Raw genomic sequence first — 23,451 nt, 5'->3', positions numbered from 1 at the left:
TCGGCTGGGCTAGAATACGCCCTCGAGGGAGAGCAACAGCGTATGCCGACGAAAATCGTATTCGTTGAGCTCACTATGCTGATGACGGAAAAACCATTGCGGCCTTAATAACCAGCGCGCAGTGAGATCATACTCAGCCATCAGCCCTACTCCGGTCAGGACGTCTTCCCGCCTGCGCTCCACCAACATCCCCGACTCAACCCAGCGATGCGGCTTGCCATAGCGACTGTGGCGAACCGATAGCTCACCCGCCAGGGCCAAATCCGACGACAGCTGGTAATTCGCTTCCAGTATAAGCTCGTGCCTTGTGGGCGATACGCTGACAAACCGTTCGGGCACGTCCAGATCTTGCCGGTTGTTCAGTTCCAGGCGGTACTCGCCTGCCAGGTCCAGATCACCAAACGGATAACCCAGCCCTGCCTTCAGCTGGTACCACTGGCCATCGTAGGCCTGGTAGCCGTCACCACCATTCACCTGCTCCACGGCAAACGCCACGTCACACCTCAGATCTTCGGCAGGTGAACACTCGGCAGACCGGGCCAGAAACTCAGCACCCCAGCGGGTTTCCAGACTATCTCCGTCAAGCCACGAACGCGACACCACGGGCCGAATACCAACCGCCCAAAGCCCCCAGGCACGCATGACACCGAAGCGCGCCTGTAACAACTGCTGATCGTAATCGCCGTCCTCGGCATAGTGTCGGGCAAACGCGATCAGATCCAGCGAGAGCCAACGGTGGGCATCCAATGCATAGTCAACCGAACCGGCGGCTATCACTTCGCCAAGCGCACTTCCCTGATTACTGGCGGAGTCTTCAGGAGTTGCCGAGAGATTGCTGTCGTAACCTGCGCCGAGGGACAAATAGCCGTAGGCATCCACTCGGCGCTCGCCCTGAAGAAGTGCCAGGCCGTCGAGTTTTGCCAACTGCTGCTCGGCAAGACGCTGGACAGATTCCGGTGGTGATGCCGCAAGGCTCTCCTCAAACCATTTACGGGCTTCGCCTGGCCGATCATCAGCAAGGGCGACCAGGCCCAGGTTGTACGTGGCCAAGGCGCGATCGTCGCTGTCCAGTAAACGGGAAAACCACTGCCGGGCCGCCGGATAATCCTCCAGCCGATAACAGACCACGCCCAGATTATAATGCAGTGACGGAGACTGAACGCCCAGCTCTGCAGCCAACTGGAAACTTTCCCGGGCCTGACCAAGGTTGCCTTGCTGAAACTGGACCACGCCCTGGGCCAGAGCTTCGCTTGCCCCATCAGAGAATGCGGATTGGGCCAACAGGGGCTGACCGAGAAGAAACAAAAAGATGAAGAGGAGACGCAAGAACAACCCCGGGTTCAGTCAATAAATAGAAAACCGTTGACGGAAACCGAGGTTACCACAAGCTTTGAGTTACGGCTTCGAGGATTGAGGCGGGAGTTCCGGCTTTTTGCCAGGATCAATATCGGGGCGCTTGTCGGAACCAGGCCGCTCCGGCCGGTTTTCACGAACGTCGCGGGCACGCTCTGACATGGACTGACCAAAATCCCGCCCTTTTTCACGGGCCTGCTCGCGAATTTGCTGGCCCGGCGGCTCACCATCGCCACGTCCAAGCCCGGAGGAACGACGCTCCAGTGCCGGTAGCTCCGGTAACCGAATTTCACGGGCAACCGATTCCGTTACGTCCTCATTCTCACCAACCAGCCGCATGGTGACGTCAAGATCGTCCCGGCCAAACGCCGGCGCGGACATCAGGGCAAGTATAAGGCCAGCGGTTGCGAAGCCAAGGGATCCGTTATAACCACTCATGTTGCAGGCTCCTTAACATCCACAGGGGCATGCCGGCTCGCCCCCGGGTAATCGGGTATGGTGGCCCGAAAAACTTTCTGCCGGCCTTCAGCATCCAGCTCGGCAACAAGCTCGCCGTCCCCGGGGAACATAATCCGCAGGGGTAATGCCAGCACATTGTCACCCTGTTCCAGGCTCACCTGCCAGCGCACCTGATGCTGCCCGGGCAAGCCTGCGATTTCCACATGAGGCGGCAGATTCAAGGTAAGGGTAACGTCATCCAGGGGCTCTCCCGACGTGAATGCAAGGCGTACGGTTCTCTCCAACGGCGCGACAACGGGGGTGTCCACCACCTCCGCCACAGCGACAGCCTCATGACCAGCCTCATCAGGCAGCCACAATCCGAACTGCCCGATGAACAACCCCAATGCCAGTGCTACCGCCACCGCACCACCCCACGCCATGTGTACACGCCGGCCCGAACCGGAAGACAACTCCCCAAACACCCGCGATTCAAAATCCGGGGCCGGCGGAGGCACATCAAACTGCGCCGCCATCCGGGACATCAACACTTCTTCCATATCACAACGACGCCGGCACCGCGGGCAACGTTGCAAATGCTCACGCACCACTGCCGCCTCATTCTCGGAGAGTGTCGCCCTGACATAATCAGGTAATTGTGATCGAATGCTTGGACAGGACATGGTCATCACCTCACTCCTCAACACGCCGGACGTCGCTTCCCGGTTCCATGCGCTGCTGCAGGTATTTTCTCAACGTGGCGCGGCTGCGATGTAATCGCGACTTCACGGTACCAACCGCAACACCCAGTACCTCGGCCACATCCTCCTGTCGCCAGCCGTCAACATCATGCAGAAGCAGCAAGGTTCTCTGATCTGGCGAAAGCCGGTCCATAGCCTCGTCCAGCATGAAGCCGAGGCGCGACTGATCGAAGACAAGTTCTGGCGTGGCATCATCAGATTCCAGCGCATCGAACCAATCCGCCTGGTGGTCCGCCTCCATGAGTTCACTGGCTGCCCGGTCGGCACGGCGCCCCCTGCGGCGAATCGAATCCACAAACTGACGATAAAGCACACGGTTCAGCCAGGGTCGAAGCTGTTCCACCGTCTCCAGTTCGGATAATCGGGGATACAGTTTGACGACCACATCCTGCACCAGATCCTCAGCGTCCTGACGGGTTCCGGTCAAACGGTAGGCAAACGCATACATCCCCTCGAGGTGGGGCTGAACCAACCGATGGAAACGTTTCTGTGCGGACGGGCGGAAAGGGAAAATTGCCAAAGACCAACTGCCTGATCGAAATTCTGGAAGAGGGCAGTCTATCTTACGCCCGCCCTGTGTGCACTTCAGGCGATAATGACGGATTTATGGCCGAATGTTAATGCAGCAACCGGAACCTTTTTCAAACCCTCTGCGTTGGGTTCTGACTGGCACCCAACGACCAGGCCAGAACTGGACCAAAAAAACCGGAGGGTTTTATGAAGCAAATGAGCAGAGTATTTGTCGTTTCTGCGCTGGCCAGCGCACTGGTGGCATGCGGTGGTAGCGGCGGCTCCTCATCATCGGGTGAGACCGGCTCGGTCTCCGTTGGACTGACCGACGCCCCGACCATGGAGCTGTCCAGCGTCAACATCGCGTTCAATGCCATCCGGCTCAAGCCGGCCGACGGTGACTGGCTGGAGTTCAACCTTGATGAAACCGGTGTGGTTGACCTGCTCACGCTGCAAGGCGGCGTAACCGAGCCACTGATCACCAACGAGGAAGTGCCGGCCGGGGTCTATAACGAAATCCGGCTGATTATCGACACCGACAACTCCTACGTGACCAAAGAAAGCAATGGCGACAGCCAGTTCACCCTTGCCGTTCCCTCAGGTGAGCAGAGTGGACTGAAGCTGAAAGGCGACTTCGTGGTGGCGGCTGATTCCAGCAACAACTTCACCATCGATTTTGATGTGCGCAAATCCATTGTCGACCCACAGGGGCAGGCCCTGGCCGACTACATGCTCAAACCCGTGCTTCGACTCGTGGACAACCTGGAGGTTGGCGCCATTGAGGGGACCGTTGATTACGCAACGATTGCCCAAACAAGAGGCACTGACGACGTAGAAGACACTTTGGCGGATTGCGAGTACGACGGTGCGGTCTACGTTTACGAAGGCGCTGATGTCGAACCGATTGACCTGAACGTCACTCGCGATGGCACCAACCCGTTGATGGTGATTCCGGTCACCGCTCAGGAATCCGGATCTCTCTATGAGTGGACCGCAGCATTCCTGACCGAAGGCCAGTACACCATCGCCTACAGCTGCCAGCTGGACAACAACGAGACCGATGAAGCTCTGGAGTTTGATGGGCAACAGAACGTCTCCGTTGTTGCCGGTGAAACAACCGTGGCAGACCCCATACCACAGCCCTGATTTTGCTGTGGCGTTCAGAGACCAGGGACGGTCTCTGAACATTCATTCCGTCAACCCGGGTTACAACGCCGCAGCCCTGGCCTCAGCCTGATCGGCCCCCGCCACGTTACCGCGAGCCCGGCGGATATCCGCCAGCAGCAACCAGCCAGAACGCTGCATACGTTCATCGTTGCCCGCCAACGAGAGTCCCTTCAGAGTAAACTGCTCCGCAGCCCCCAGATTGTCCCCGGCAACGTAAGCCTCGGCCAACTTGAAATAGACTTCGGAAGATCTTGGCGCAATGCGCTGGGCACGTTCCAGTCGGGCGATGGCGCCGGCGGAATCACCCTGCCGAAGGCGCTGATCAGCATCACGCACCAACGTGAGCGCGGCGGCCGGCAACTGGTCACCGGATTCGCTGTAGCTGGGCGCCCGGGTGCTCGGCGAGTCCGGCTCAGTGACCGTCGGTTGCTCACTCTTGCGCCATACCTGTTCGTCCTGTTCATCAGGAATATTTGTGCGTGGTGGTTCCGGCGCCGAACGGCGGTCATCGCCCCCCACGGGCACATAGATGGAGCCGCCACCCGGCCCGGTGGCGCAACCACCGGCCAGGCCGACAAACAGGGCCAGACAGGCTGACCGTATAATCACTTGTTTATTCATTGAAACAATCCTTCAAACCAACCTCGAATTTGCCGGCCAAGACTGCCGTTGCAGCCTGTGTGCTGTTCCGGCTCGCTGCCGGCGATAAACGGAATCAGCCGGGCATTGTCGCAGTTTTCGCCGGTCAGCGCCTGTTCGCCAGGGTTCACCCAGTGATACTGAACGCCATCGGGCATCACCGGTGAGAAACCGTGCTGGGGAATCTGCGCCATGGTGGCAGACCAGACCGGCAAGGCGCCGGAAGCCCCACTCAACGCGGTCGGGCCGTTATCATCACGGCCGACCCAGGCGACCGCCAGCAGGTCGCCGCTGAAACCGGCGAACCAGGAATCACGGCCATCGTCAGTAGTACCGGTCTTGCCCGCCAGTGTCAGGGAATCCGGTAACCGGTAGTAGGCTGACCGGCCAGTGCCTTCCTGCATGGTTTCCTGCATAACATACTGCACCAGATGCACCGCGGCAGGATCGGCCACCTGATCCACTTTCAGGCTATACCGGGACAAAGGCTCATTCGCGGCATCGGTGACTTCCCGAATGGTACGCAGGGGCGTATTGAAACCGGAGGTTGCCAGACCCTGATACAGCTGCGCGACATCCACCGGCGACAGGGAAATGGAACCCAGAAGCATCGACGGATAATCCGAAATAGGCGTGGTCACCCCAAAGGCCCTCAGCGTCTCCTGCACCGCCGGTATGCCCACATCCAGCCCTACACGCACGGCCGGCAGGTTGTACGAACGGGACAGAGCTTCATGCAAGGGCACCAGGCCACGCTCCTTGCCATCATAGTTCTGCGGCTGCCAGCGCCGACCATCGTCAAACTCGAGGGTGAAGGCCTTATCCTGAACCGGCGAAATCAAGGTGTAGCGCTCCGGCTGAGACAGCGCCGTCAGGTAGATAAACGGCTTCACCAGCGAACCGATAGGCCTCCGGGCGTCAACTGCCCGGTTAAAACCGGCAAAGCGGGGGTCTTTGCCCCCCACCAGCGCCAACACCTCGCCGGTATCCTTAGCGGTGACAACCACCGCCGCTTCCAGCGCCTCGGCCACCTCACCCGACGCCAGGCGAGGCAAGGTATCGGTTGCCGCCTTCTCAGCGGCCTGCTGAACTTCCGGATTCAGGGTGGTGAATATTCTCAGGCCCTCGCTCTGCAGGTCTTCCTCCCGGTAGTCCCGCGCCAGGTGTCGGCGTACCAGGTCGATATAGGCCGGGTAGCGATTATCGGTATAGGACGGTTTTGCGCTGAGGCCGAGAGGCCTTGCACTCGCCTCCCTGGCCTCTTGCCCGGAAATAACCCCGGCCTCAGCCATCTCGTCCAGCACCAGGTTACGCCGCGCCCTGGCCCGTTCCGGGTGCCGGCGCGGATTGTAATAACTGGGGCCTTTGACCATGCCAATCAGCAGGGCAATCTGGTGGACATCAATATCCTTCAGCGACTCGCCGAAGAAAAACTGGCTGGCCAGGCCAACACCATGAATGCTGCGAGTGCCTGCCTGGCCCAGATAAACTTCATTCAGGTAGGTTTCGAGGATGTCGTCCTTGTCATAATGCAACTCCAGCAATACCGACATCAGGGCTTCGTTGCCCTTGCGCAGAAGGGTTTGCTCCCGGGTCAGGAAAAAGTTCTTCACCAGTTGCTGGGTCAGTGTACTGCCGCCCTGAACTATTCGACCGGCCTTGATGTTCGCCACCATCGCCCGCGCAATGGAGAGTGGCGCGATGCCGAAATGCTCGTAGAACTGCCGGTCCTCCACAGCCATCAGACCGGCAATCATGGACTCGGGCACCTCATCCAGCTCCACCAGAATCCGATCCTCCCGATGGGACGGGTATATTCCGCCAATCTGAGCCGGCTCCAGCCGAACAATCGGAGAGCTGTCACCCTCCATCACGGAAAACGAATCTACCCGATCACCACGAACCACCAGTGACAGACGCCGTCTGGGCTCCTTGCCATCCGGGAAAGAAAAACCCCGGGTGCTGATGACAAAACGGTCGCCATTTCGCTGCCAGGTTCCGGGCCGACGACCGTCGCCCGAGCGATAGCCTGCAAGCTCCAGTTCACGGACCAGCGCGGCGGCGCTGATACCGGCACCGTCGTAGAGTTCCAGGGGCCGGGCGTACACCCGGGAGGGCACTTCAAAGCGACGTCCTTCGAAGCGAGAGGTCACTACGGCATCGAGATAGACCATCCATCCCGCCAGCAGCACAAGGCACAGGGCAGCTGCGCGAAACAGCAAGCGCCAGAGACCGGAGCGTTTGCGGCGAGGACTGGATTCGGTTTTTTTCTTGCGGGGAGGCGTTTTTTTACTCATGGCAGGATTATATCGAAGGGGGCACCGCTATCGGCAGGTCTGGTGTGTGTTATTTCTGTAATCTGCCCGTTATAGTGGAGCCCTCCAAAAAACGAAAAATCAACAACTTCAAGGATTCCAGGAGCACAACGTGAGCGCCAACGGCCCGGATACACTGATCAAGGCACTGCAGAACCCGGAACTCTACGATCATCCGGTTAAGGATTTCCGCGTGATTGAGACCCATATCTCACAGGTTCTGCTCACCGGTGACTTTGCCTACAAGATCAAGAAACCCATGGATTTCGGGTTCCTGGATTTCTCCACCCTGGAACGCCGCAAACGCTTCTGCGAGGACGAGCTGCGCCTGAACAGCCGTCTGGCGGCCGAACTGTATCTGGAGGTGGTGCCTATTACCGGTACCCCGGAGCAACCTCGCCTGGGCGGTGACGGCACCCCTTTCGAGTACGCCATTCGCATGCGCCAGTTCGATCAGAGCCAGCTGTTTGATGTGCGCCAGGAACGCGACGACCTGCCTGCAGAACTGCTCACCAATCTTGCCCGCCAGGTTGCAGACTTTCACAAAAGCCTGCCACCGGTCGCCGATGAAAAGCCCCTGGGCACCCCGGAGGCGGTGTATGCCGCCATGCAGGAAAACTTCGACCAGATCCGCCCCATGCTGGATGATGCCGGGTTACTGGCGCAGCTGGACAACCTGGAAGACTGGACCCGCACCACCTTCGAACGCTGCCGGGACTTAATCGCCCACAGACGGGAAAACGGGCTGGTGCGCGAATGTCATGGCGACCTGCACCTGGCCAACATTACCGTGTTCAATGATCAGGTGACGGTGTTTGACTGCATCGAGTTCAACGAGCCGTTCCGCTGGATCGACGTGATGAATGATCTGGCTTTCCTGCTTATGGACCTGGAATCCCGCCAGGAACCGGCGCTGGCGAACCGGGTGCTGAACACCTACCTGGAATACCGCGGTGATTTTGAAGGCCTGGCCTTGCTCCCCCTGTACAAGGCGTACCGCGCCATGGTGCGGGCCAAAATCGCCCTGTTCACCCTGGGCAACCCGAACCTGAGCGAGACCGAGAAAACCGACCTGATGCAGCGTTACCGGAGCTACGCCCAACTGGCGGAGGATTACGGCGCCATACCGAATCATTACCTGCTGGCCACCACCGGCCTTTCCGCCAGCGGCAAGACCTGCGTGAGTGCCGCCATGGCGGAGGAACTCGGGCTGATTCGCCTGCGCTCTGACGTAGAGCGCAAACGCCTGCACGGTCTGGGGCCCCTGGACGACAGCAAATCGGGCCTGGGCACCGATCTTTACAGCCCGGAAGCAACCGAAAAAACCTACGCACATCTGGCGGAGCTGGCCGGAGAGCTGCTGGCTTCAGGGTTGTCCGTCATTGTCGATGCGGCCTGCCTGAAAGAAAAGGAGCGGGCTCAGTTTGCCAGCGTGGCCGAAAATCAGGGGGTCCCCTTCGCTCTGCTGCATTGCGAGGCGCCGGAAGCTTTGCGCCGGGAGTGGGTGCGCAAACGCAAAGGCGATGCTTCGGAGGCAACGGAAGAGTTGCTGGATGCTCAGCAAAGCTGGTTTGAGCCGCTGACCACTGAGGAGAAAACCCACACGGTACACCTGCACACCGAGGATGAGCACGTTGCCGAGGCGGTTGCTGATCGTATCCGCCAGCATCTGGGCATGACCGGGCCGGTCTGATCCGAGCCGCCCTGCCATTTTGGCAGGGCGCACTATACTGACACTAAAAACTAACCCTGCTGTCCGTGCGAGGTGCAAGATGGACGATATTCAGGAAAGCGATCTCCAGCATATAGACCACCCCCTGTATGACCTGCTCCGTAGCGAGGATATGGACGCCTTTAATGCCGAGAAAGCCAAACTGAGCGAGCTTCCGAGCTTCGCCCATGGCGATTTCCGCGGGCTGGACCTGCGCGGCATGGACGCAAAGGGCCTGGATTTCCGCCATGGCTACTTCCGCGGCGCCGATCTCCGCGGCATCGATTTCTCGAAATCGAGAATGGAAGGTGCCAGCATAGCCAGCGCCAAGATTTCCGGCTGCTATTTCCCGCACCGCCTGGAAGCCGATGAAATCGTGATGTCACTCAACCACGGCACCCGCATGCGTTACGCCATCCTGCCAAAATGAGTGCTCACTCAGCCAACTGGCAAACCGTTGCGCCGGCGAGCGAGCTTGTTCCCGGCCAGTTCCTGGAATTTCGCCTGAAAGAGAAAGCGAAAGAACCGGCCGGCATGCCACTCACCGGTTTCGCCTTTCTGGATGGCACCACACCCCGGGCCTACCTTAACGTTTGCCCTCATCTGGGTATTGAACTGAACTGGATGCCGGGCCGATTCATGGACAGCGACAATCTGTTTATCCAGTGCTCCACCCACGGTGCCCTGTTCAAACCCGGTACCGGTGAGTGCATTGCGGGCCCTTGCCAGGGCGATGCGCTCTCCACCCTGGACATTCGCCTTGAAGATGGCGAGGTGCAGGTCAGGGTTCCAGACTGACCTGCACTTCCTCAACCAGCTCCAGGCGCCCCGAGGGGTTGCCATCTTCACCGGCCAGTGCGGCCCGATAGGCAATCACCTCTACCCCGGCTTCGCAGGCTTCTCGAAGCAGCTGACCATAGCGGGCATCAATATGATCCGCAGGCCGGACCTGCTCGATTCCGGTGTGGTTCACCACAAAAAACAGCACTGCCCGGTCTCCGTTCTGAACCTGAGCCATTAGCTCCCTCAGATGTTTCTGGCCACGCTCGGTGACAGCGTCCGGGAAATAGCCTTCCCCGCCCTCGGCCAGGGTAACGTTTTTTACCTCCACCCAGGCATCGGGATCGTGATCATGGCCCGACAACAACAGATCGATCCGGCTTTTCTCCGAACCGTAACGCACCTCCGCCCGGCACTGAGCGTAGCCGGCCAGGCTCTGAACCACACCGGCTTCGATAGCGGCGCGGGCCTGAGGGTTGGGGCGGGCCGTATTGACGCAGGCAAGCACGCCCTGCTCCGTCTCCACCAGCTCCCAGGTGTACTGGAGCTTACGCTTGGGATTATCACTCCGGCTCAACCACACCCGGGCATTTTCCGGCTGGCACCCCAGCATGGAACCGGTGTTGGGACAGTGGGCTGTTACCTCAGTGCCATCCGGCAATTGCACGTCCGCCAGGAAGCGTTTGTAGCGGCGAATCAGCCGCCCTTCTACCAAAGGTTCAGGAAACTTCATGTGCTCTCCGCAAAAAGTACGTGTCACAAGGCTGGCACCCCTGTGACTTATCTGCTATTTTCCGCAAATTCCCGTTTCAGGACGAATGCTATCCAGGGTAAAACCGCGCAGCCACACTGGCGCGGAGGGAAGCAAAGCGTTCTTGTGAAGTACAAACAAGAGGCCGGGTTCAATGGCAAACACTGCAGAACAACCACGCGAACGTTTTACCAACTTCACCCCTTATGAAATGAAGAAGGGTGAAGAATACATGAGTGCGGAAATGCTCCAGCACTTCAAAGATCTGCTGCTGCAATGGAAGCAGGAGCTGATGGAAGAAGTCGACCGCACCATGCACCACATGCAGGAAGACGCAGCAAACTACGCGGATCCCAGCGATCGCGCAACCCAGGAAGAAGAGTTCAGCCTGGAACTGCGCACTCGCGACCGCGAGCGGAAGCTGATCAAGAAAATCGACCAGACTATCGATCGTATCGACAAGGATGACTACGGTTTCTGCGACCAGTGTGGTGTGGAAATTGGCATTCGTCGTCTGGAGGCCCGTCCGACGGCCACTCTGTGCATCGATTGCAAGACCCTGGCTGAGATTCGCGAACGCCAGACCGGCATCTGACGCTGCCCCGGGCCGGCGGCGTGTCCTCCGCCGGCCCTTCTACGCCTATGGCGACTTCACGTTATCGCGGGCGGTTTGCCCCTTCCCCCACCGGCCCACTGCACTTTGGTTCCCTGGTCACGGCTCTGGCCAGTTGGCTGGAAGCAAAGCTTGCCCGCGGTGACTGGCTGGTTCGCATCGAAGACCTTGACCCACTAAGGGAGCCCCCGGAAGCCACCGGCCAGATACTGCATTCACTGGAATGCCACGGCCTTTTCCCCGACGAATCCGTCCGCTTCCAGTCCCGGCGACACGACGCCTACCAGAGTGCCATCGAAACCCTGCTGGCGCAGAACAAAGCCTATCGCTGCCGGTGCTCACGCAAACAACTCAAAGACAACCACGGCTACCATCCCAATCGGTGCCGGCGAGGTGACACCAGCCCCGGGGATGGCCCACACGCCGTTCGCTTTGCCCTCGAAGAGGAAGCAAGTCACTGGCAGGACGATCTGCTTGGCCCCCAGGTACAGATGGTGCACGCCGAACTGGACGATCCGGTCATTCTGCGCAAGGAAGGTTTCTACGCCTATCAGCTGGCAGTCGTTGTCGACGATATCGACCAGGGCATCACTCATGTGGTTCGCGGCTCTGACCTGCTCGACATGACCGCGCAGCAACAACAGGTCTTCCGGGCCCTGGGTGCCGAGCCACCCCACTGGCTGCACATTCCGGTAATCGTCAACGAACAAGGCCAGAAACTCAGCAAGCAGACCCACGCTCCGGCCCTGGATGACGATCACCCTGCCCGCAATCTCTTTCTGGCACTTCAGGCCCTGGGGCAGCAACCGGAGCCGACACTCGCTCGTGCCACGGTTGAAGAAGTTCTCAATTGGGCCGAGGCCCACTGGCAACGGAGCGCCATTCCCCTGACATCCGGGCAGGCCCGTGGTATAACCGGCGGGACACTTTCGCCTTCGGACCGATAACCCGATGTATATCTACCGCCTGGTATTTCTGCTGGTACTGGCTATCTATATTTTTTCGCCCAATATCCTGGATTGGTGGACATCGCCGGAGAATGCCTGGTACAGCCCCTTCGTGATCTGGGGTGGGCTGATTGCTATCGGTTTCTGGCTGGAATGGCGGCGGGATCCCAATGAGTTTTAGCGCCACCGGCCTGCTGCTGGCCAGCCTGTTTTACCTGATCGTTCTGTTCGGCATTGCCTGGGGCACCGAACGGGGCACGTTATTGCGCCGCTGGGTTCGCCACCCACTGATCTATACCCTTAGCCTTGGGGTTTATGCCGGCATCTGGGCCGTCTACGGCGCCATTGGTATGGCGGCGGACTCCGGCTACGGCTTCCTGGCCTATTACCTGGGCATCAGCGGCGCCTTCCTGCTGGCACCGGTTCTGCTCAACCCGATTCTCCGCATAGGCCGCGCCTACCAGCTGACGTCGCTGGCCGATCTTTTTGCCTATCGTTACCGCAGTCAGTGGGCGGGCACCCTGGTCACCCTGTGTTCGGCTGCGGCCATTCTGGCCTTGCTGAGCATGCAGATTCAGGCAGTCTCGGTTTCCGCCAGCCTGCTCGCCCCGGATGCGCCGCCGAAAGTTATCAGCGTCATGTTCAGCTTGATCGTGGTGCTGTTCACCATGCTGTTTGGTGCCCGTCGCCATCAGGCCTCCGGCAACCATCAGGGGCTGGTACTGGCCATCGCCTTCGACTCCCTGGTGAAAGTGGTTGTCCTCCTGGTTTTAGGCGGCGTTATCCTGTTCTCGGTTTTCGGTGGTACCAACGGGCTTGAGGCTTGGTTGGCGGAAACTTCACATCCGGAAGCCACCATGACCATGGCAATTAATGACGGAAGCTGGCGGGCACTGCTGCTGATGTCGTTCGCCGCGGCCCTGGTGCTCCCCCACATGTACCACATGACTTTCAGTGAGAACCCGTCCCCCCGTGCCCTCGCGAAGGCCAGCTGGGGATTGCCACTGTACCTGCTGCTGGTCGGCCTGCCGGTGCCGCTGATTGTCTGGGGTGGCCAGGCGCTGTCGGTTGACGCTCCGCCGGCCTTTTTCAGTATCGGCGTAGCCCAGGCCCTGGAGAGCCCCGTCCTGACCATGGCCATGTACATTGCCGGGCTTTCCGCCGCCAGCGGACTGATGATCGTCAGTACCCTGGCCCTGTCCGGCATGGTGCTTAACCACGTTGTTCTGCCGCTCAAGACGCCCCGGGATCAAGGTGACATCTATCGCTGGCTGCAGTGGGTCAAACGCCTACTGATTGCCGTCATCCTGTTTCTGGCCCTGCTGTTCCATGAAACCATTGGCCAGCACCTGGACCTGTCTATTCTGGGCGCCATCTCGCTCTCCGGCACACTGCAGCTGCTGCCGGGCGCGCTTGGCGTCATCTACTGGCCCGAAGGCAACCGCCGTGGCCTGATTGCCGGCCTGTTTACCGGCCTGTTCATCTGGTTGATCACCTTGGTGTTGCCGTTCTCGGTGGCGGCAGACATCCTGTCCTGGCTTGAGCTGCCGGTTACGCCCGGCTACGACAACTGGCACCTGTTCACCTTCGTCAGCCTGACCGCCAACATCAGTGTGTTCGCGCTGATCTCAATTCTCAGCCCGGCATCACCGGAGGAAACCAGTGCCGCTCAGGCGTGCTCGCTCGGCGCCCTGTCCCGGCCGCAGCGGCGGGAACTGCTGGCAGCATCCTCCAACGAATTCGTGCAGCAACTGGCCGAGCCACTGGGCATCCGGGTCGCCCGTCGGGAAGTGGAGCGGGCCCTGAACCAGCTCAAGCTCCCCAATGTCGAGTTCCGGCCTTACCAGTTGCGGCGGTTGCGGGATCAAGTGGAAATCAACCTGTCTGGCCTGTTGGGGCCTTCGGTCGCCCGGGACATCGTCAAGCGCCACCTGGGCTTCAAACCGCTCACCCATGGAGGTACCGGGCAGGATATTCGCTATGTGGAGCGAGCGCTGGGCGATTACCAGAATCAGCTCACCGGCCTGGCCGGCGAACTGGACAACCTTCGCCGCCACTACCGGCAGACCCTGCAGAACCTGCCCATCCCCGCCTGTTCAGTGGGTGAAGACGGCGAGATTCTGATGTGGAATCATGCCATGGAAAGCCTCACCAACATTTCCGCCGAGGAAGTGGTCGGGGCCAAGCTGCTGGCCCTGCCGGAGCACTGGCACGCCCTGCTGGACGATTTCAATCGAGGCGACGACCTGCACCGCTACAAGCACAGGCTGGATCTTCGCGGCAAGCCACATTGGCTGAACCTGCACAAGGCGACACTGAGCGGCCCGGATCACACCGAAGGCGGCTCGATCATCCTGGTGGAGGACCAGACCGAAACCCGCTTGCTGGAAGATGAATTGATGCACAGCGAGCGACTGGCCTCCGTGGGGCGCCTCGCGGCCGGCGTCGCTCACGAAATCGGTAATCCCGTCACCGGCATCTCGTCTCTGGCCCAGAACCTGAAACTGGAAACCGATGATCCGTCCATTCTGGAAACTGCAGACCAGATCCAGCAGCAGACCCGACGCATTTCCACCATCCTGCAGTCGCTGATGAACTTCGCACGTACCGGCAACCACGCCCATGCCAACCGTTATGAGCCGGTCAGCCTGCACCGCTGCATTGATGAATCCATCAACCTGCTGTCACTCAGCGAAAAGGGGCTCGGCATCAGTTTTCTGAACGAGTGCCCCGCCAGCCTGCAGGTGCTGGGAGATGAACAACGGCTGGTACAAGTATTCATCAACCTGCTGGCCAATGCCCGGGACGCTTCCCCGGACGGCGGCACCATCCGGGTTGCTGGAAAGGCCGACGGCTACTCCGCTATCATCGAGGTCATTGACGAAGGCTCCGGCATACCGGCAGACCAGCTGGATCATATTTTCGAACCGTTTTACACCACCAAGGCCCCCAACAAAGGAACCGGACTTGGCCTGTCACTGGTGTACAGCATCATTGAAGAGCACTATGGCAACATTCAGGTGGAAAGCCCGGCCAATCCGGAAACCGGCCTGGGCACCTGCGTGAGACTCCGCCTGCCTGCCTACGAGCCTGATACCGACAGCGGTTACAGCAGCCCGAACGAAAGGTCGTGAACACCCTATGCCCCGTATTCTGATTGTTGAAGACGAAGACATTATCCGCTCGGCGGTTCGCAAACTTCTCCAGCACGCCGGCTATGAGGTGGCAGATGCTGTCTCGGTGGAAGAAGCCGAGGGCCTCGACCCGGACAGCTTCGACCTGGTCATCACCGATCTGCGCCTGCCAGGCGCCGCCGGTACGGAAATGATCAACCGCGCCCCCAACACGCCGGTACTGATCATGACCAGTTATGCCAGTTTGCGGTCCGCGGTTGACTCCATGAAGATGGGCGCCGTGGACTACATTGCCAAACCCTTCGACCATGACGAAATGCTCGCGGCTGTAGAGAATATTCTGGCACGCAAGTCTTCGGCTTCCGATGAAACAACCGGTTCTGGTGATGCCGCCAGCACGAGCGGGCCCGACTCGGACCCATCCGAGATCATGTTTGGCCAGTGTGAGCCCATGCAGAAGGTGTTCACCCTGATTCGCAAAGTCGCCCCCACCGAGACCACAGTGCTTATCCAGGGCGAATCCGGTACCGGTAAGGAACTGGCGGCACGGGCTCTGCACCTGCTCAGCCCGCGAGCCCGCAAACCGCTCATCTCCGTAAACTGCGCTGCCATTCCCGAAAGCCTGATCGAATCGGAACTGTTTGGCCACGAGAAAGGCGCTTTTACCGGCGCCGTCTCGGCCCGCACCGGGCTGATTGAAGCGGCAGACGGCGGCAGTCTGTTCCTGGATGAAATCGGCGAACTACCTGCCGAAGCCCAGGCCCGATTGCTGCGGGTGTTGCAGGAAAGCGAGATTCGCAAAGTGGGCTCCACCCAGAGCCGGACCGTGGACGTGCGGATGATCGCCGCAACCCACCGAAACCTGAAAGCCATGACCAGAACCGGCGAGTTCCGGGAAGACCTTTACTACCGGCTGAACGTGATGCAGATCCGCATCCCCCCCCTGCGGGAACGTCGTGCCGACATTCTGGGCCTGGCCCGCCGGTTCCTGAAACGCCAGGCCAGCAAGCTTGGCCGTCCGGAGCTGTCTCTGAGCCCGGAGGCCATGCAGGCCCTGGAACGCTACCGCTGGCCCGGTAACGTCCGGGAACTGGAAAACGCCATCGAACGGGCCTCAATCCTGACCGATGGCGATGTCATTACCCCGGCGGTACTGGACCTGGACAGCGACTCCGCCGACGAATACATCCCGGAAACACTGGTTGAGGGCAATAATGAACAAACCCCTGCAAGGGATGTCGATTCGTCCAACGATCTGTCGCTGGAGGATTACTTCCAACACTTTGTGCTTGAAAATCAGGACCGGATGAGCGAGACCGAGCTGGCACAGAAGCTGGGCATCAGCCGGAAGTCACTTTGGGAGCGTCGGCAACGCCTGGGCATTCCCCGCAAAAAAGCCTGACCCAAAGAATGAACCTAGAATCAGTTGTTACCACCTGTTCCTCTCGGTAACACTTCCTGTCCAGATCATGAGACCCAAGTAACACTTTCAGGAGATACGGGGTAACACTTACACACCTCATTTTCACAACCCCTTGTTTAAAAAGACTTTTCAAAAACTGGCACGACCACTGCACTCTAATAAGCGCACAGCAACAAAAACAAAAGTGACAACGCAGCGCCAAAACAAAAACAAATAGCTGCACGAGCGCCCGGCAACAAAAACAAGAACAGGGTGCAAGCGAACTGAGTGTTTTGGGTACTATGCTTTTTAGGGGTCCCACGACACGTGCGAGTTGTAGATGTAGAGAAGAATCGTCTTCCAGGCGACACTGCAGATACTCCCATAACCCGCACCGTGTTCCTGGCCGCTCTATGTATTCAAAGCTTTCCGTTTGCATTGCTTAAGGTCCTTATCTTGGGGACAACACAGTGGGGTAAAAGAATCAAAAAGAATCCCGGCAACAACAAAAACAATGCAGATCGTCAACGCTTTCAGGGCGGATTCGTGAAAACGGATCCGCCTTTTGATTTTCCGGACTGCCAAAAACAGCCTTCCCTCAACAGGCCTCCATGACCACTTTATTCACTGGCATTTCCGTCAAACATGTGCAATTCCTGCGCAAACCGTTAAAATCCCCGTTTTTGCGCTTCGCAAACACGGAATTCCATGCCTAAACGACTTGTTGAAAAACTACGCTCCTTCATTCCCGGCAACGGGAAGAAGAAAGCCCGCCACTACCAGCGGCAGGAGATCCCGCGGGATCAGCACAACGTCTCCCGCTCCATGATCAGTGAACCGGCCAAGAAAGTACTGCACCGTCTGAACAAGTCCGGCTACGAGGCCTATCTGGTGGGCGGTGGCGTTCGCGACATTCTCCTTGGCGGACAACCCAAAGACTTCGACATAGCCACCAACGCAACACCCGAAGAAGTTCACGACCTGTTCCGGAACTCCCGCCTGATTGGTCGCCGCTTTCGCATTGTGCACGTGGTGTTTGGGCGGGAAATCATCGAAGTAACCACCTTTCGTGGTAATGCCCGGGATACCGATGACGACCTGGCCGACGACGAGCACAAGACCAGTGAACATGGTCTGTTACTGCGGGATAATGTCTATGGCAATCAGGAAGAAGACGCACTGCGGCGCGACTTCACCATCAATGCGTTGTATTACTGCATCCGGGATTTCTCCATTATCGACTTTGCCAACGGCGTGCAGGATCTGAAAAACCGTCAGATCCGCCTGATTGGCGACCCGGAAACCCGCTATCGGGAAGATCCCGTGAGAATGCTGCGCGCCATTCGTTTTGCGGCCAAACTCGATTTCGAGATTGAACCGGAAACAGAGGCCCCCATTCGGGAGCTGGCCCCGCTCTTGGCGCACATCCCTCCGGCCCGGCTGTTCGATGAAGTCCTCAAACTGTTCTCCGCCGGCCACGGCGAGGCAACCTATCGCCTGCTTCAGGATTATGGGCTGCTGGCCCCACTGTTCCCGGAGACCGCCCGGGCACTGGATGCCGGCGAACCCGATGAACTGATACTGCAAGCCCTTCGCAACACCGATGCCCGGATTGCCCAGGGCAAATCAGTGACCCCGTATTTCCTGTTTGCGGCCATGCTCTGGCCGGCTCTGCAGGTGGAATGGCGCAGGCGCCAGGACAATGGCGATCCGGTTCAGCCCGCGCTGCACGGCGCCATCGGCAAGGTAATCGGGCGCCAGGTGCAGGCAACCGCAATACCGAAACGTTTCTCGGGCCCCATGAAAGAAATCTGGGAACTGCAGATGCGGCTACCCCGTCGCCAGGGCAAACGTGCGTTCGGTACCATGACCCATCCGCGCTTCCGGGCGGCCTACGATTTTCTGCTGGTGCGGGAAGCCGCGGGCGAAATTGAGCCGGGCCTCGGGCAATGGTGGACGGAATTCCAGCAGGCGGATGAGCGTGCGCAGGAAAAAATGCTTTCCGAGCTGGGCTCCGGTGGTCCGAAAAAGCGCCGTCGCAAGCGCAAACCTGCAAGAAAACCGCCCCAGCCATGACAGTCGATGCCTATATTGGGCTGGGCAGCAATCTGGAACAGCCTGCAGCCCAACTGGCAAGAGCCGTGTCGGAACTCGCGGGCTTACCCAAATCCACACTGGTCGCGCAATCTCCGTTCTATGCCAGCCGCCCCGTCGGCCCGCAGGATCAACCAGATTTCGTGAACGGTGCCGTTCATCTGCGTACCGATCTTTCTGCCCACGAACTGCTGGATTGCCTGCAAGCTATTGAACAGGCCCACGGCCGTGAGCGGCTGAGGCACTGGGGACCACGCACCCTGGATCTGGATCTGCTGCTGTTTGGTCAGACAACCCTCAACGACGCGCGCCTGACCGTTCCCCACGCGGAACTGGCCAACCGTGATTTCGTCCTGCAACCCCTGCTGGACCTGGCCCCGGAACTGGCACTGCCGGACGGCACCACCGTTGCGGAACTGCGCCGAGATTGCCCGGACAACCAGCTGCGCAAGCTGCCAGCCCAGGCGCACCCCTGACCAGGTTCCTTATGGCATCCAGGTGAGGAAGACCATGCTACTCTTGTGTCTGATATACCCGGGATTTACATTAACGCTCTGAGCACCGGTCGACCCCGGTCCAAAACTGGCCCATCCACCCAAAAGGCAAGGATTCTATGGCAGTTACCATCAATACCCTGCGGGAATACAAGCAAAAAGGCGAAGCCTTCTCTGCACTGACCTCCTATGATGCAACCTTTGCTCAGGTTGTCAGCGAGGCTGGCGTTGATGTCATCCTGATTGGCGACTCTCTTGGTATGGTGCTGCAAGGCCACGACAGTACGCTCCCGGTCACCATGGATCAGATGGTGTATCACACCAGCTGTGTCGCCCGCGGTAACAAAGGCGCCCTGATCATGGCCGATATGCCGTTCATGTCCTACGGTACCGTTGCCGATGCACTGGACAATGCTGCGGAGCTGATGCGCGCCGGCGCCCACATGGTCAAGCTGGAAGGCACCGACTGGATGAAGGACACCATCGAAGCCCTGAGTGAACGTGGTGTGCCTGTTTGTGCCCACCTGGGCCTGACGCCACAGTTCGTCAACAAGTTCGGCGGCTACAAGGTACAGGGACGTGATGAGAAGGCCGCCGAGGCCATGATTGAGCATGCTTGCGAACTGGAAGCCGCCGGCGCCGATCTCATCCTTCTGGAGTGTGTACCGGCCCCGCTCGCCGCTCGTATCACCCAGGCCGTGAAGGCGCCGGTCATCGGCATCGGAGCAGGCTCGGATACCGATGGCCAGGTACTGGTACTGCACGACATGCTGGGCGTCACCACCGGCCGCAAACCCCGTTTCGTGAAGAACTTCCTCGCCGAGACCGACTCCATCCCGGAAGCCATTGCGGCTTATGCCCAAGCCGTCAAAGCACGCACTTTCCCAGCCGAGGAGCATACGTTCAAGGCATGAGAACCGTACACTCACTCAAAGAACTGCGCACGATTCTGCGGGGCTATCGCCAGCAGGGCAAGACCATCGGCCTGGTACCCACCATGGGCAACCTGCACGAGGGCCATATCTCGCTGGTGCGCAAGGCGGCCGAGGCCTCCGATATCGTCGTCACCAGTATTTTCGTGAACCCGATGCAGTTCGGCGCCAATGAAGACCTGGACACCTACCCGCGAACCCTGGTTGAAGACCAGGAAAAGCTGGCGGCAGCGGGCAATACTCTGGTCTTTGCCCCGGGCGTTGAAGAGATCTACCCGGAAGGGCTCGCCAATCAGACCAAGGTGGTGGTTCCCGAAGTCAGCGAGGGCCACTGTGGCGCCAGCCGGCCGGGCCACTTTGAAGGCGTGGCCACCGTGGTTACCATGTTGTTCAACATGGTCCAGCCCGACATTGCCGTGTTTGGCGAAAAGGATTTTCAGCAGTTGGCGGTGATACGCAAACTTGCCCGGGATCTGATGATTCCGGTGGAAGTGATTGGCGCGCCGACGGTGCGGGAAGACGATGGCCTGGCGAAGAGCTCCCGTAACGGCTATCTGTCCGAGCAGGAGCGGGACATCGCTCCGGTGGTGTTCCGAACACTCCGTCATACCGCTGACCAGTTGGCACAGGGACGCACCGACTACAGCATCCTCGAGCAGGAGGCACGCGATGCACTGTCTGAGGCAGGGCTCAGGCCGGACTACTTCAACATCGTCAACAGCCTGACCCTGAAGCCCGCCAGCAAGGATGACCGCGAGCTCACACTACTGGTCGCAGCGTTCCTGGGTACCACCCGTTTGATTGATAACCTCTCGATCACGCGCTGAAACCTCACTATGGAGCCTCACCCCCAGACAACGGAAGGGACCCCCTGATGCCTGAGAAACACCCTGCGCTCACCAGCCGAGCAGAATGGCAAGCTCTCAACGACGCCAAAGCCCGGCTCGAACACCTACCCATGCGGGAGCTGTTTCAGCAGGATCCGGGCCGTGCCCAGCGTTACCTGGTAGAGGGTGCAGGCCTGTCGCTGGATTTCTCCCGCAACCGGCTGACGGACGACGTGCTGGAGGCTCTGCTCAACCTGGCCCGGGCCTGTGGTCTGGAGGAACGTCGTACGGCCTTGTTCCGGGGCGGTCTGGTGAACCTCACGGAACAACGCCCCGCCCTGCACACCGCCCTTCGTGAGGGTGAACAGGGCGAGGTTCGGGTGAACGGCGACAACGTCATTCCCGAAATCCATCGCACACTGGGGAAGATGGAAGCGCTGGTTGAAAGCATTCACAGTGGTGAACGCACCGGCCACTCCGGCGCCCGTTTTACCGACGTTGTCAGTATTGGCATCGGAGGCTCGTTTCTCGGGCCGAAGCTGGCCGTCGAGGCGCTACGCCCGTACTGGCAGGGCTCCATTAACTGTCACTTTGTCGCCAACATCGATGGCACCGACATTACCGAAACCCTGGCATGCCTGAATCCGGACACCACGCTGTTTCTGGTGCAGTCAAAATCCTTCCGTACCCAGGAAACCCTGGAGAACAGCCTGCTCGCCCGGCAATGGTTTCTCGATAATGGTGGCAACGCAGCCTCGGTCTCCCAGCATTTCATGGCAGTCACGGCCAACGTCGAAGAAGCGGCCCGGTTCGGCATCGAACCCGCCAACACCTTTCCCATGTGGGATTGGGTAGGTGGTCGTTATTCCCTCTGGTCCGCCATCGGCCTGCCGATTGCGTTAACGCTTGGCATGGCGGCATTCCGGGAGCTACTCGCCGGTGCACATGCCATGGACTCCCATTTCAGGGAAGCGCCCGAGCGGGAGAACCTGCCGGTCATCATGGCCATGCTCAGCGTGTGGTACAACAATTTCTGGGGCGCCGAGAGCCATGCGGTACTGCCTTATGACGAATACCTGAAATACCTGCCGGAGCACCTTCAGCAGCTGGATATGGAGAGTAACGGCAAGCGCGTAACCCAGAATGGCATCAGCGTGGATTACCCTACCGGGCCCGTGCTCTGGGGCGGCGTGGGAGCTAACGGCCAGCACGCATATCACCAACTGATTCATCAGGGTACCCGGCTGATTCCTGCCGACTTCATCATTCCCCTGAGGTCCCACAATCCGGTGGCCAGCCACCATGCTGCTCTGTTTGCCAATTGTCTGTCTCAGGCACGGGCCATGATGGCCGGAAAGACGGAAGCAGAGGCCGAACAGGAACTGCTGGCCGGCGGTCTTGATGGTGATGCCGCCCGCCAGCTGGCCCCACACAAGGCCATTCCCGGTAACCGGCCCTGCAACATCCTGCTGATGGAACGCCTGACTCCGCACACCCTGGGGGCACTGATTGCACTTTATGAACACCGCACCTTCGTGCAGAGCGTGATCTGGGATATTGATTGCTTTGATCAATGGGGCGTGGAGCTGGGCAAACAGATTGGCAACGAAATTCTTCCGAAACTGCTGGGCGAGAGTGAAGATGGCAGCGCTGGAGACAGCGCCACCGACAACCTGATCCGGTTATTCCGCGACCGCTCCGGAACTTGAGATCTGACGCCCCTGCCAGGTGAAATCGACGGGCCAGAGCTTCTGGTCCTTCTGGTAAGACTGCCAGAGGCTGCGATAGCTCTCTCCGCACACGGGGTGCAATTCGTCCGGAGCAATATCGGCCAGCGGCCTCAGGACAAATGCGTTTTTTAGGATTTCAGCCCGGGGCAGTTCAACCCCATCAAGGGTGCCGGTCGCATCGCCCCAGGTGAGAATATCCAGATCCAGAGTCCTTGGACTGAACTTGGGCGCCGAAGCTTTGCGGCCGTTGTCTGCCTCGAGTTTTTTGAAGCGCCGGGAAAGCTCTCCTACCGACATATCGGTATCCACACCCACCACCAGGTTCAGAAAATCCGAGCCATCGAAGCCGACCGATTCGCTCTCGTAAACCGGAGAAATGGCCAATTCTCCAAACCAACCGGCCAGAGCATCCAGCGCCGCGCTGACATGGCGATAGCGTTCAATATTACTGCCGATACTGATGTATACACGTTTCATGCCCGTGCCCCCCGCTCAATTCTCACGCCCACCGAGCGTGCGGCCGGCACAGCACCGGGCTTGCTCAACGTCAGCCTCAGCCAACGCACGCCAAACTCGCTCTGCAGCAAACGGGCAACTTCCTCTGCGGCCCGCTCCAGCAACTCCGGCTGCAGCGTTTGCAGGCACTGACTGACCCGCTCGCTAACGGCGGCGTAATCAAGTGCATCGGCAACATCGTCACTGGCGCCGGGCACCGAGTTATCCCACGCCAGTTCCAGATCCACCAGTAGCCGCTGTGTGACTTCACGTTCCCAATCGTACACCCCGATCACGGTTTCCACCGCCAGTCCTTCGATCAGGACTGTGTCCCATTTGCCATTTGCCAAACCGGTCT

General features: G+C 59.4%; 24 protein-coding genes. 15 read left to right on the top strand and 9 right to left on the bottom strand.

The genetic code is table 11. From position 1 onward, the window contains the following. Positions 1 to 9 precede the first annotated feature (9 nt). The 4 genes from MARHY_RS02580 to MARHY_RS02565 all read right to left on the bottom strand — a co-directional run bounded on the left by MARHY_RS02580 (position 10) and on the right by MARHY_RS02565 (position 3,072). Positions 10 to 1,281 (bottom strand): tetratricopeptide repeat protein, encoded by a 1,272-nt coding sequence (locus MARHY_RS02580; RefSeq protein WP_226374385.1) that lies wholly within the window; start codon positions 1,279 to 1,281, stop codon positions 10 to 12. A gap of 114 nt (positions 1,282 to 1,395) precedes the next feature. Beyond that, positions 1,396 to 1,791, bottom strand: a complete 396-nt coding sequence (locus MARHY_RS02575; protein WP_014420462.1) for a hypothetical protein — start codon at positions 1,789 to 1,791, stop codon at positions 1,396 to 1,398. Further along, positions 1,788 to 2,480: an anti-sigma factor family protein gene (locus MARHY_RS02570; protein WP_193364631.1), complete on the bottom strand. Its 693-nt coding sequence runs from the start codon at positions 2,478 to 2,480 to the stop codon at positions 1,788 to 1,790. Before MARHY_RS02570 ends, MARHY_RS02575 begins: the two co-directional genes overlap by 4 nt. A gap of 4 nt (positions 2,481 to 2,484) precedes the next feature. Continuing rightward, positions 2,485 to 3,072, bottom strand: coding sequence for an RNA polymerase sigma factor (locus MARHY_RS02565; RefSeq protein WP_081432057.1), 588 nt, complete (start codon positions 3,070 to 3,072; stop codon positions 2,485 to 2,487). A 197-nt stretch (positions 3,073 to 3,269) separates the two neighbouring features. Here MARHY_RS02565 and MARHY_RS02560 point away from each other — a divergent pair, with 197 nt between their 5' ends. Next, on the top strand, positions 3,270 to 4,208 hold the full coding sequence (locus MARHY_RS02560) for a DUF4382 domain-containing protein (protein ID WP_014420460.1): 939 nt from the start codon (positions 3,270 to 3,272) through the stop codon (positions 4,206 to 4,208). A gap of 60 nt (positions 4,209 to 4,268) precedes the next feature. On the opposite strand, the gene MARHY_RS02555 is transcribed toward MARHY_RS02560, so the two are convergent. After that, the gene (locus MARHY_RS02555) at positions 4,269 to 4,850 is read right to left on the bottom strand and encodes a tetratricopeptide repeat protein (RefSeq protein ID WP_014420459.1); all 582 of its coding nucleotides are present in this window, start codon (positions 4,848 to 4,850) and stop codon (positions 4,269 to 4,271) included. Beyond that, a complete protein-coding gene (mrcB, locus tag MARHY_RS02550; protein WP_014420458.1) occupies positions 4,847 to 7,165 on the bottom strand; it encodes a penicillin-binding protein 1B in 2,319 nt (772 codons plus the stop codon). The genes MARHY_RS02555 and mrcB overlap by 4 nt, the downstream gene beginning before the upstream one ends. A gap of 130 nt (positions 7,166 to 7,295) precedes the next feature. Here mrcB and MARHY_RS02545 point away from each other — a divergent pair, with 130 nt between their 5' ends. From MARHY_RS02545 to MARHY_RS02535, 3 genes are all read left to right on the top strand, one after another. Further along, entirely contained in the window at positions 7,296 to 8,876 is a 1,581-nt protein-coding gene (locus MARHY_RS02545; RefSeq protein WP_014420457.1) for a bifunctional aminoglycoside phosphotransferase/ATP-binding protein, read from the top strand. Positions 8,877 to 8,955: 79 nt separating this feature from the next. Beyond that, positions 8,956 to 9,324 carry a pentapeptide repeat-containing protein gene (locus MARHY_RS02540; protein WP_011784207.1) on the top strand — a complete coding sequence of 123 codons (369 nt, stop codon included), beginning with the start codon at positions 8,956 to 8,958 and terminating at the stop codon, positions 9,322 to 9,324. Further along, positions 9,321 to 9,692, top strand: a complete 372-nt coding sequence (locus tag MARHY_RS02535) for a Rieske (2Fe-2S) protein (protein ID WP_014420456.1) — start codon at positions 9,321 to 9,323, stop codon at positions 9,690 to 9,692. The genes MARHY_RS02540 and MARHY_RS02535 overlap by 4 nt, the downstream gene beginning before the upstream one ends. Here the strand turns inward: MARHY_RS02535 and sfsA are convergent. Further along, positions 9,676 to 10,407: a DNA/RNA nuclease SfsA gene (gene sfsA / locus MARHY_RS02530; protein ID WP_041654536.1), complete on the bottom strand. Its 732-nt coding sequence runs from the start codon at positions 10,405 to 10,407 to the stop codon at positions 9,676 to 9,678. The genes MARHY_RS02535 and sfsA overlap by 17 nt on opposite strands. 172 nt (positions 10,408 to 10,579) lie before the next feature. Between sfsA and dksA the strand changes: the two genes are divergently transcribed. The 11 genes from dksA (at position 10,580) to pgi (ending at position 22,577) form a co-directional block, all read left to right on the top strand. Continuing rightward, on the top strand, positions 10,580 to 11,020 hold the full coding sequence (dksA, locus tag MARHY_RS02525) for an RNA polymerase-binding protein DksA (RefSeq protein WP_008940629.1): 441 nt from the start codon (positions 10,580 to 10,582) through the stop codon (positions 11,018 to 11,020). Positions 11,021 to 11,067: 47 nt separating this feature from the next. Further along, positions 11,068 to 11,985: a tRNA glutamyl-Q(34) synthetase GluQRS gene (gluQRS, locus tag MARHY_RS02520; protein WP_041654535.1), complete on the top strand. Its 918-nt coding sequence runs from the start codon at positions 11,068 to 11,070 to the stop codon at positions 11,983 to 11,985. 4 nt (positions 11,986 to 11,989) lie between these two features. Then, on the top strand, positions 11,990 to 12,166 hold the full coding sequence (locus MARHY_RS18820) for a hypothetical protein (RefSeq protein WP_011784202.1): 177 nt from the start codon (positions 11,990 to 11,992) through the stop codon (positions 12,164 to 12,166). After that, the gene (locus tag MARHY_RS02510; RefSeq protein WP_041654534.1) at positions 12,156 to 15,119 is read left to right on the top strand and encodes an ATP-binding protein; all 2,964 of its coding nucleotides are present in this window, start codon (positions 12,156 to 12,158) and stop codon (positions 15,117 to 15,119) included. Before MARHY_RS18820 ends, MARHY_RS02510 begins: the two co-directional genes overlap by 11 nt. Before the next feature lie 7 nt (positions 15,120 to 15,126). Further along, positions 15,127 to 16,521, top strand: a complete 1,395-nt coding sequence (locus tag MARHY_RS02505) for a sigma-54-dependent transcriptional regulator (RefSeq protein WP_014420452.1) — start codon at positions 15,127 to 15,129, stop codon at positions 16,519 to 16,521. Between the two features lie 327 nt (positions 16,522 to 16,848). Next, the gene (locus MARHY_RS18445; protein ID WP_141068050.1) at positions 16,849 to 17,136 is read left to right on the top strand and encodes a hypothetical protein; all 288 of its coding nucleotides are present in this window, start codon (positions 16,849 to 16,851) and stop codon (positions 17,134 to 17,136) included. A gap of 93 nt (positions 17,137 to 17,229) precedes the next feature. Then, positions 17,230 to 18,597 (top strand): polynucleotide adenylyltransferase PcnB, encoded by a 1,368-nt coding sequence (gene pcnB / locus MARHY_RS02500; RefSeq protein WP_014420451.1) that lies wholly within the window; start codon positions 17,230 to 17,232, stop codon positions 18,595 to 18,597. Continuing rightward, positions 18,594 to 19,091, top strand: coding sequence for a 2-amino-4-hydroxy-6-hydroxymethyldihydropteridine diphosphokinase (gene folK / locus MARHY_RS02495; RefSeq protein WP_011784198.1), 498 nt, complete (start codon positions 18,594 to 18,596; stop codon positions 19,089 to 19,091). Before pcnB ends, folK (MARHY_RS02495) begins: the two co-directional genes overlap by 4 nt. Positions 19,092 to 19,228: 137 nt before the next feature. Then, positions 19,229 to 20,023 carry a 3-methyl-2-oxobutanoate hydroxymethyltransferase gene (gene panB, locus MARHY_RS02490; RefSeq protein WP_011784197.1) on the top strand — a complete coding sequence of 265 codons (795 nt, stop codon included), beginning with the start codon at positions 19,229 to 19,231 and terminating at the stop codon, positions 20,021 to 20,023. Continuing rightward, on the top strand, positions 20,020 to 20,868 hold the full coding sequence (gene panC / locus MARHY_RS02485) for a pantoate--beta-alanine ligase (protein ID WP_014420450.1): 849 nt from the start codon (positions 20,020 to 20,022) through the stop codon (positions 20,866 to 20,868). The genes panB and panC overlap by 4 nt, the downstream gene beginning before the upstream one ends. A 47-nt stretch (positions 20,869 to 20,915) precedes the next feature. Next, positions 20,916 to 22,577 (top strand): glucose-6-phosphate isomerase, encoded by a 1,662-nt coding sequence (gene pgi / locus MARHY_RS02480; protein WP_014420449.1) that lies wholly within the window; start codon positions 20,916 to 20,918, stop codon positions 22,575 to 22,577. Here the strand turns inward: pgi and folK (MARHY_RS02475) are convergent. Both folK (MARHY_RS02475) and folB read right to left on the bottom strand, forming a co-directional pair. Beyond that, positions 22,551 to 23,075 carry a 2-amino-4-hydroxy-6-hydroxymethyldihydropteridine diphosphokinase gene (gene folK / locus MARHY_RS02475; protein ID WP_011784194.1) on the bottom strand — a complete coding sequence of 175 codons (525 nt, stop codon included), beginning with the start codon at positions 23,073 to 23,075 and terminating at the stop codon, positions 22,551 to 22,553. The two genes, pgi and folK (MARHY_RS02475), sit on opposite strands and share 27 nt — an antisense overlap. Then, entirely contained in the window at positions 23,072 to 23,443 is a 372-nt protein-coding gene (folB, locus tag MARHY_RS02470) for a dihydroneopterin aldolase (protein ID WP_014420448.1), read from the bottom strand. The genes folK (MARHY_RS02475) and folB overlap by 4 nt, the downstream gene beginning before the upstream one ends. Positions 23,444 to 23,451: the final 8 nt, after the last annotated feature.

It is taken from the genome of Marinobacter nauticus ATCC 49840 (assembly GCF_000284615.1).
GTDB lineage: Bacteria > Pseudomonadota > Gammaproteobacteria > Pseudomonadales > Oleiphilaceae > Marinobacter > Marinobacter nauticus.
Note: the sequence above shows the minus strand (reverse complement) of the source record. Positions and strands in the feature narration are given on the sequence as shown.

Excerpts from the sequence above, each read along its gene's own strand:
- MARHY_RS02575 (WP_014420462.1), bottom strand. The coding sequence starts at position 1,791 with ATGAGTGGTTATAACGGATCCCTTGGCTTCGCAACCGCTGGCCTTATA.
- MARHY_RS02570 (WP_193364631.1), bottom strand. The coding sequence starts at position 2,480 with ATGACCATGTCCTGTCCAAGCATTCGATCACAATTACCTGATTATGTC.
- MARHY_RS02560 (WP_014420460.1), top strand. The coding sequence starts at position 3,270 with ATGAAGCAAATGAGCAGAGTATTTGTCGTTTCTGCGCTGGCCAGCGCA.
- MARHY_RS02555 (WP_014420459.1), bottom strand. The coding sequence starts at position 4,850 with ATGAATAAACAAGTGATTATACGGTCAGCCTGTCTGGCCCTGTTTGTC.
- mrcB (WP_014420458.1), bottom strand. The coding sequence starts at position 7,165 with ATGAGTAAAAAAACGCCTCCCCGCAAGAAAAAAACCGAATCCAGTCCT.
- MARHY_RS02540 (WP_011784207.1), top strand. The coding sequence starts at position 8,956 with ATGGACGATATTCAGGAAAGCGATCTCCAGCATATAGACCACCCCCTG.
- MARHY_RS02535 (WP_014420456.1), top strand. The coding sequence starts at position 9,321 with ATGAGTGCTCACTCAGCCAACTGGCAAACCGTTGCGCCGGCGAGCGAG.
- sfsA (WP_041654536.1), bottom strand. The coding sequence starts at position 10,407 with ATGAAGTTTCCTGAACCTTTGGTAGAAGGGCGGCTGATTCGCCGCTAC.
- dksA (WP_008940629.1), top strand. The coding sequence starts at position 10,580 with ATGGCAAACACTGCAGAACAACCACGCGAACGTTTTACCAACTTCACC.
- gluQRS (WP_041654535.1), top strand. The coding sequence starts at position 11,068 with ATGGCGACTTCACGTTATCGCGGGCGGTTTGCCCCTTCCCCCACCGGC.
- MARHY_RS18820 (WP_011784202.1), top strand. The coding sequence starts at position 11,990 with ATGTATATCTACCGCCTGGTATTTCTGCTGGTACTGGCTATCTATATT.
- MARHY_RS02510 (WP_041654534.1), top strand. The coding sequence starts at position 12,156 with ATGAGTTTTAGCGCCACCGGCCTGCTGCTGGCCAGCCTGTTTTACCTG.
- MARHY_RS02505 (WP_014420452.1), top strand. The coding sequence starts at position 15,127 with ATGCCCCGTATTCTGATTGTTGAAGACGAAGACATTATCCGCTCGGCG.
- pcnB (WP_014420451.1), top strand. The coding sequence starts at position 17,230 with ATGCCTAAACGACTTGTTGAAAAACTACGCTCCTTCATTCCCGGCAAC.
- folK (WP_011784198.1), top strand. The coding sequence starts at position 18,594 with ATGACAGTCGATGCCTATATTGGGCTGGGCAGCAATCTGGAACAGCCT.
- panB (WP_011784197.1), top strand. The coding sequence starts at position 19,229 with ATGGCAGTTACCATCAATACCCTGCGGGAATACAAGCAAAAAGGCGAA.
- panC (WP_014420450.1), top strand. The coding sequence starts at position 20,020 with ATGAGAACCGTACACTCACTCAAAGAACTGCGCACGATTCTGCGGGGC.
- pgi (WP_014420449.1), top strand. The coding sequence starts at position 20,916 with ATGCCTGAGAAACACCCTGCGCTCACCAGCCGAGCAGAATGGCAAGCT.
- folK (WP_011784194.1), bottom strand. The coding sequence starts at position 23,075 with ATGAAACGTGTATACATCAGTATCGGCAGTAATATTGAACGCTATCGC.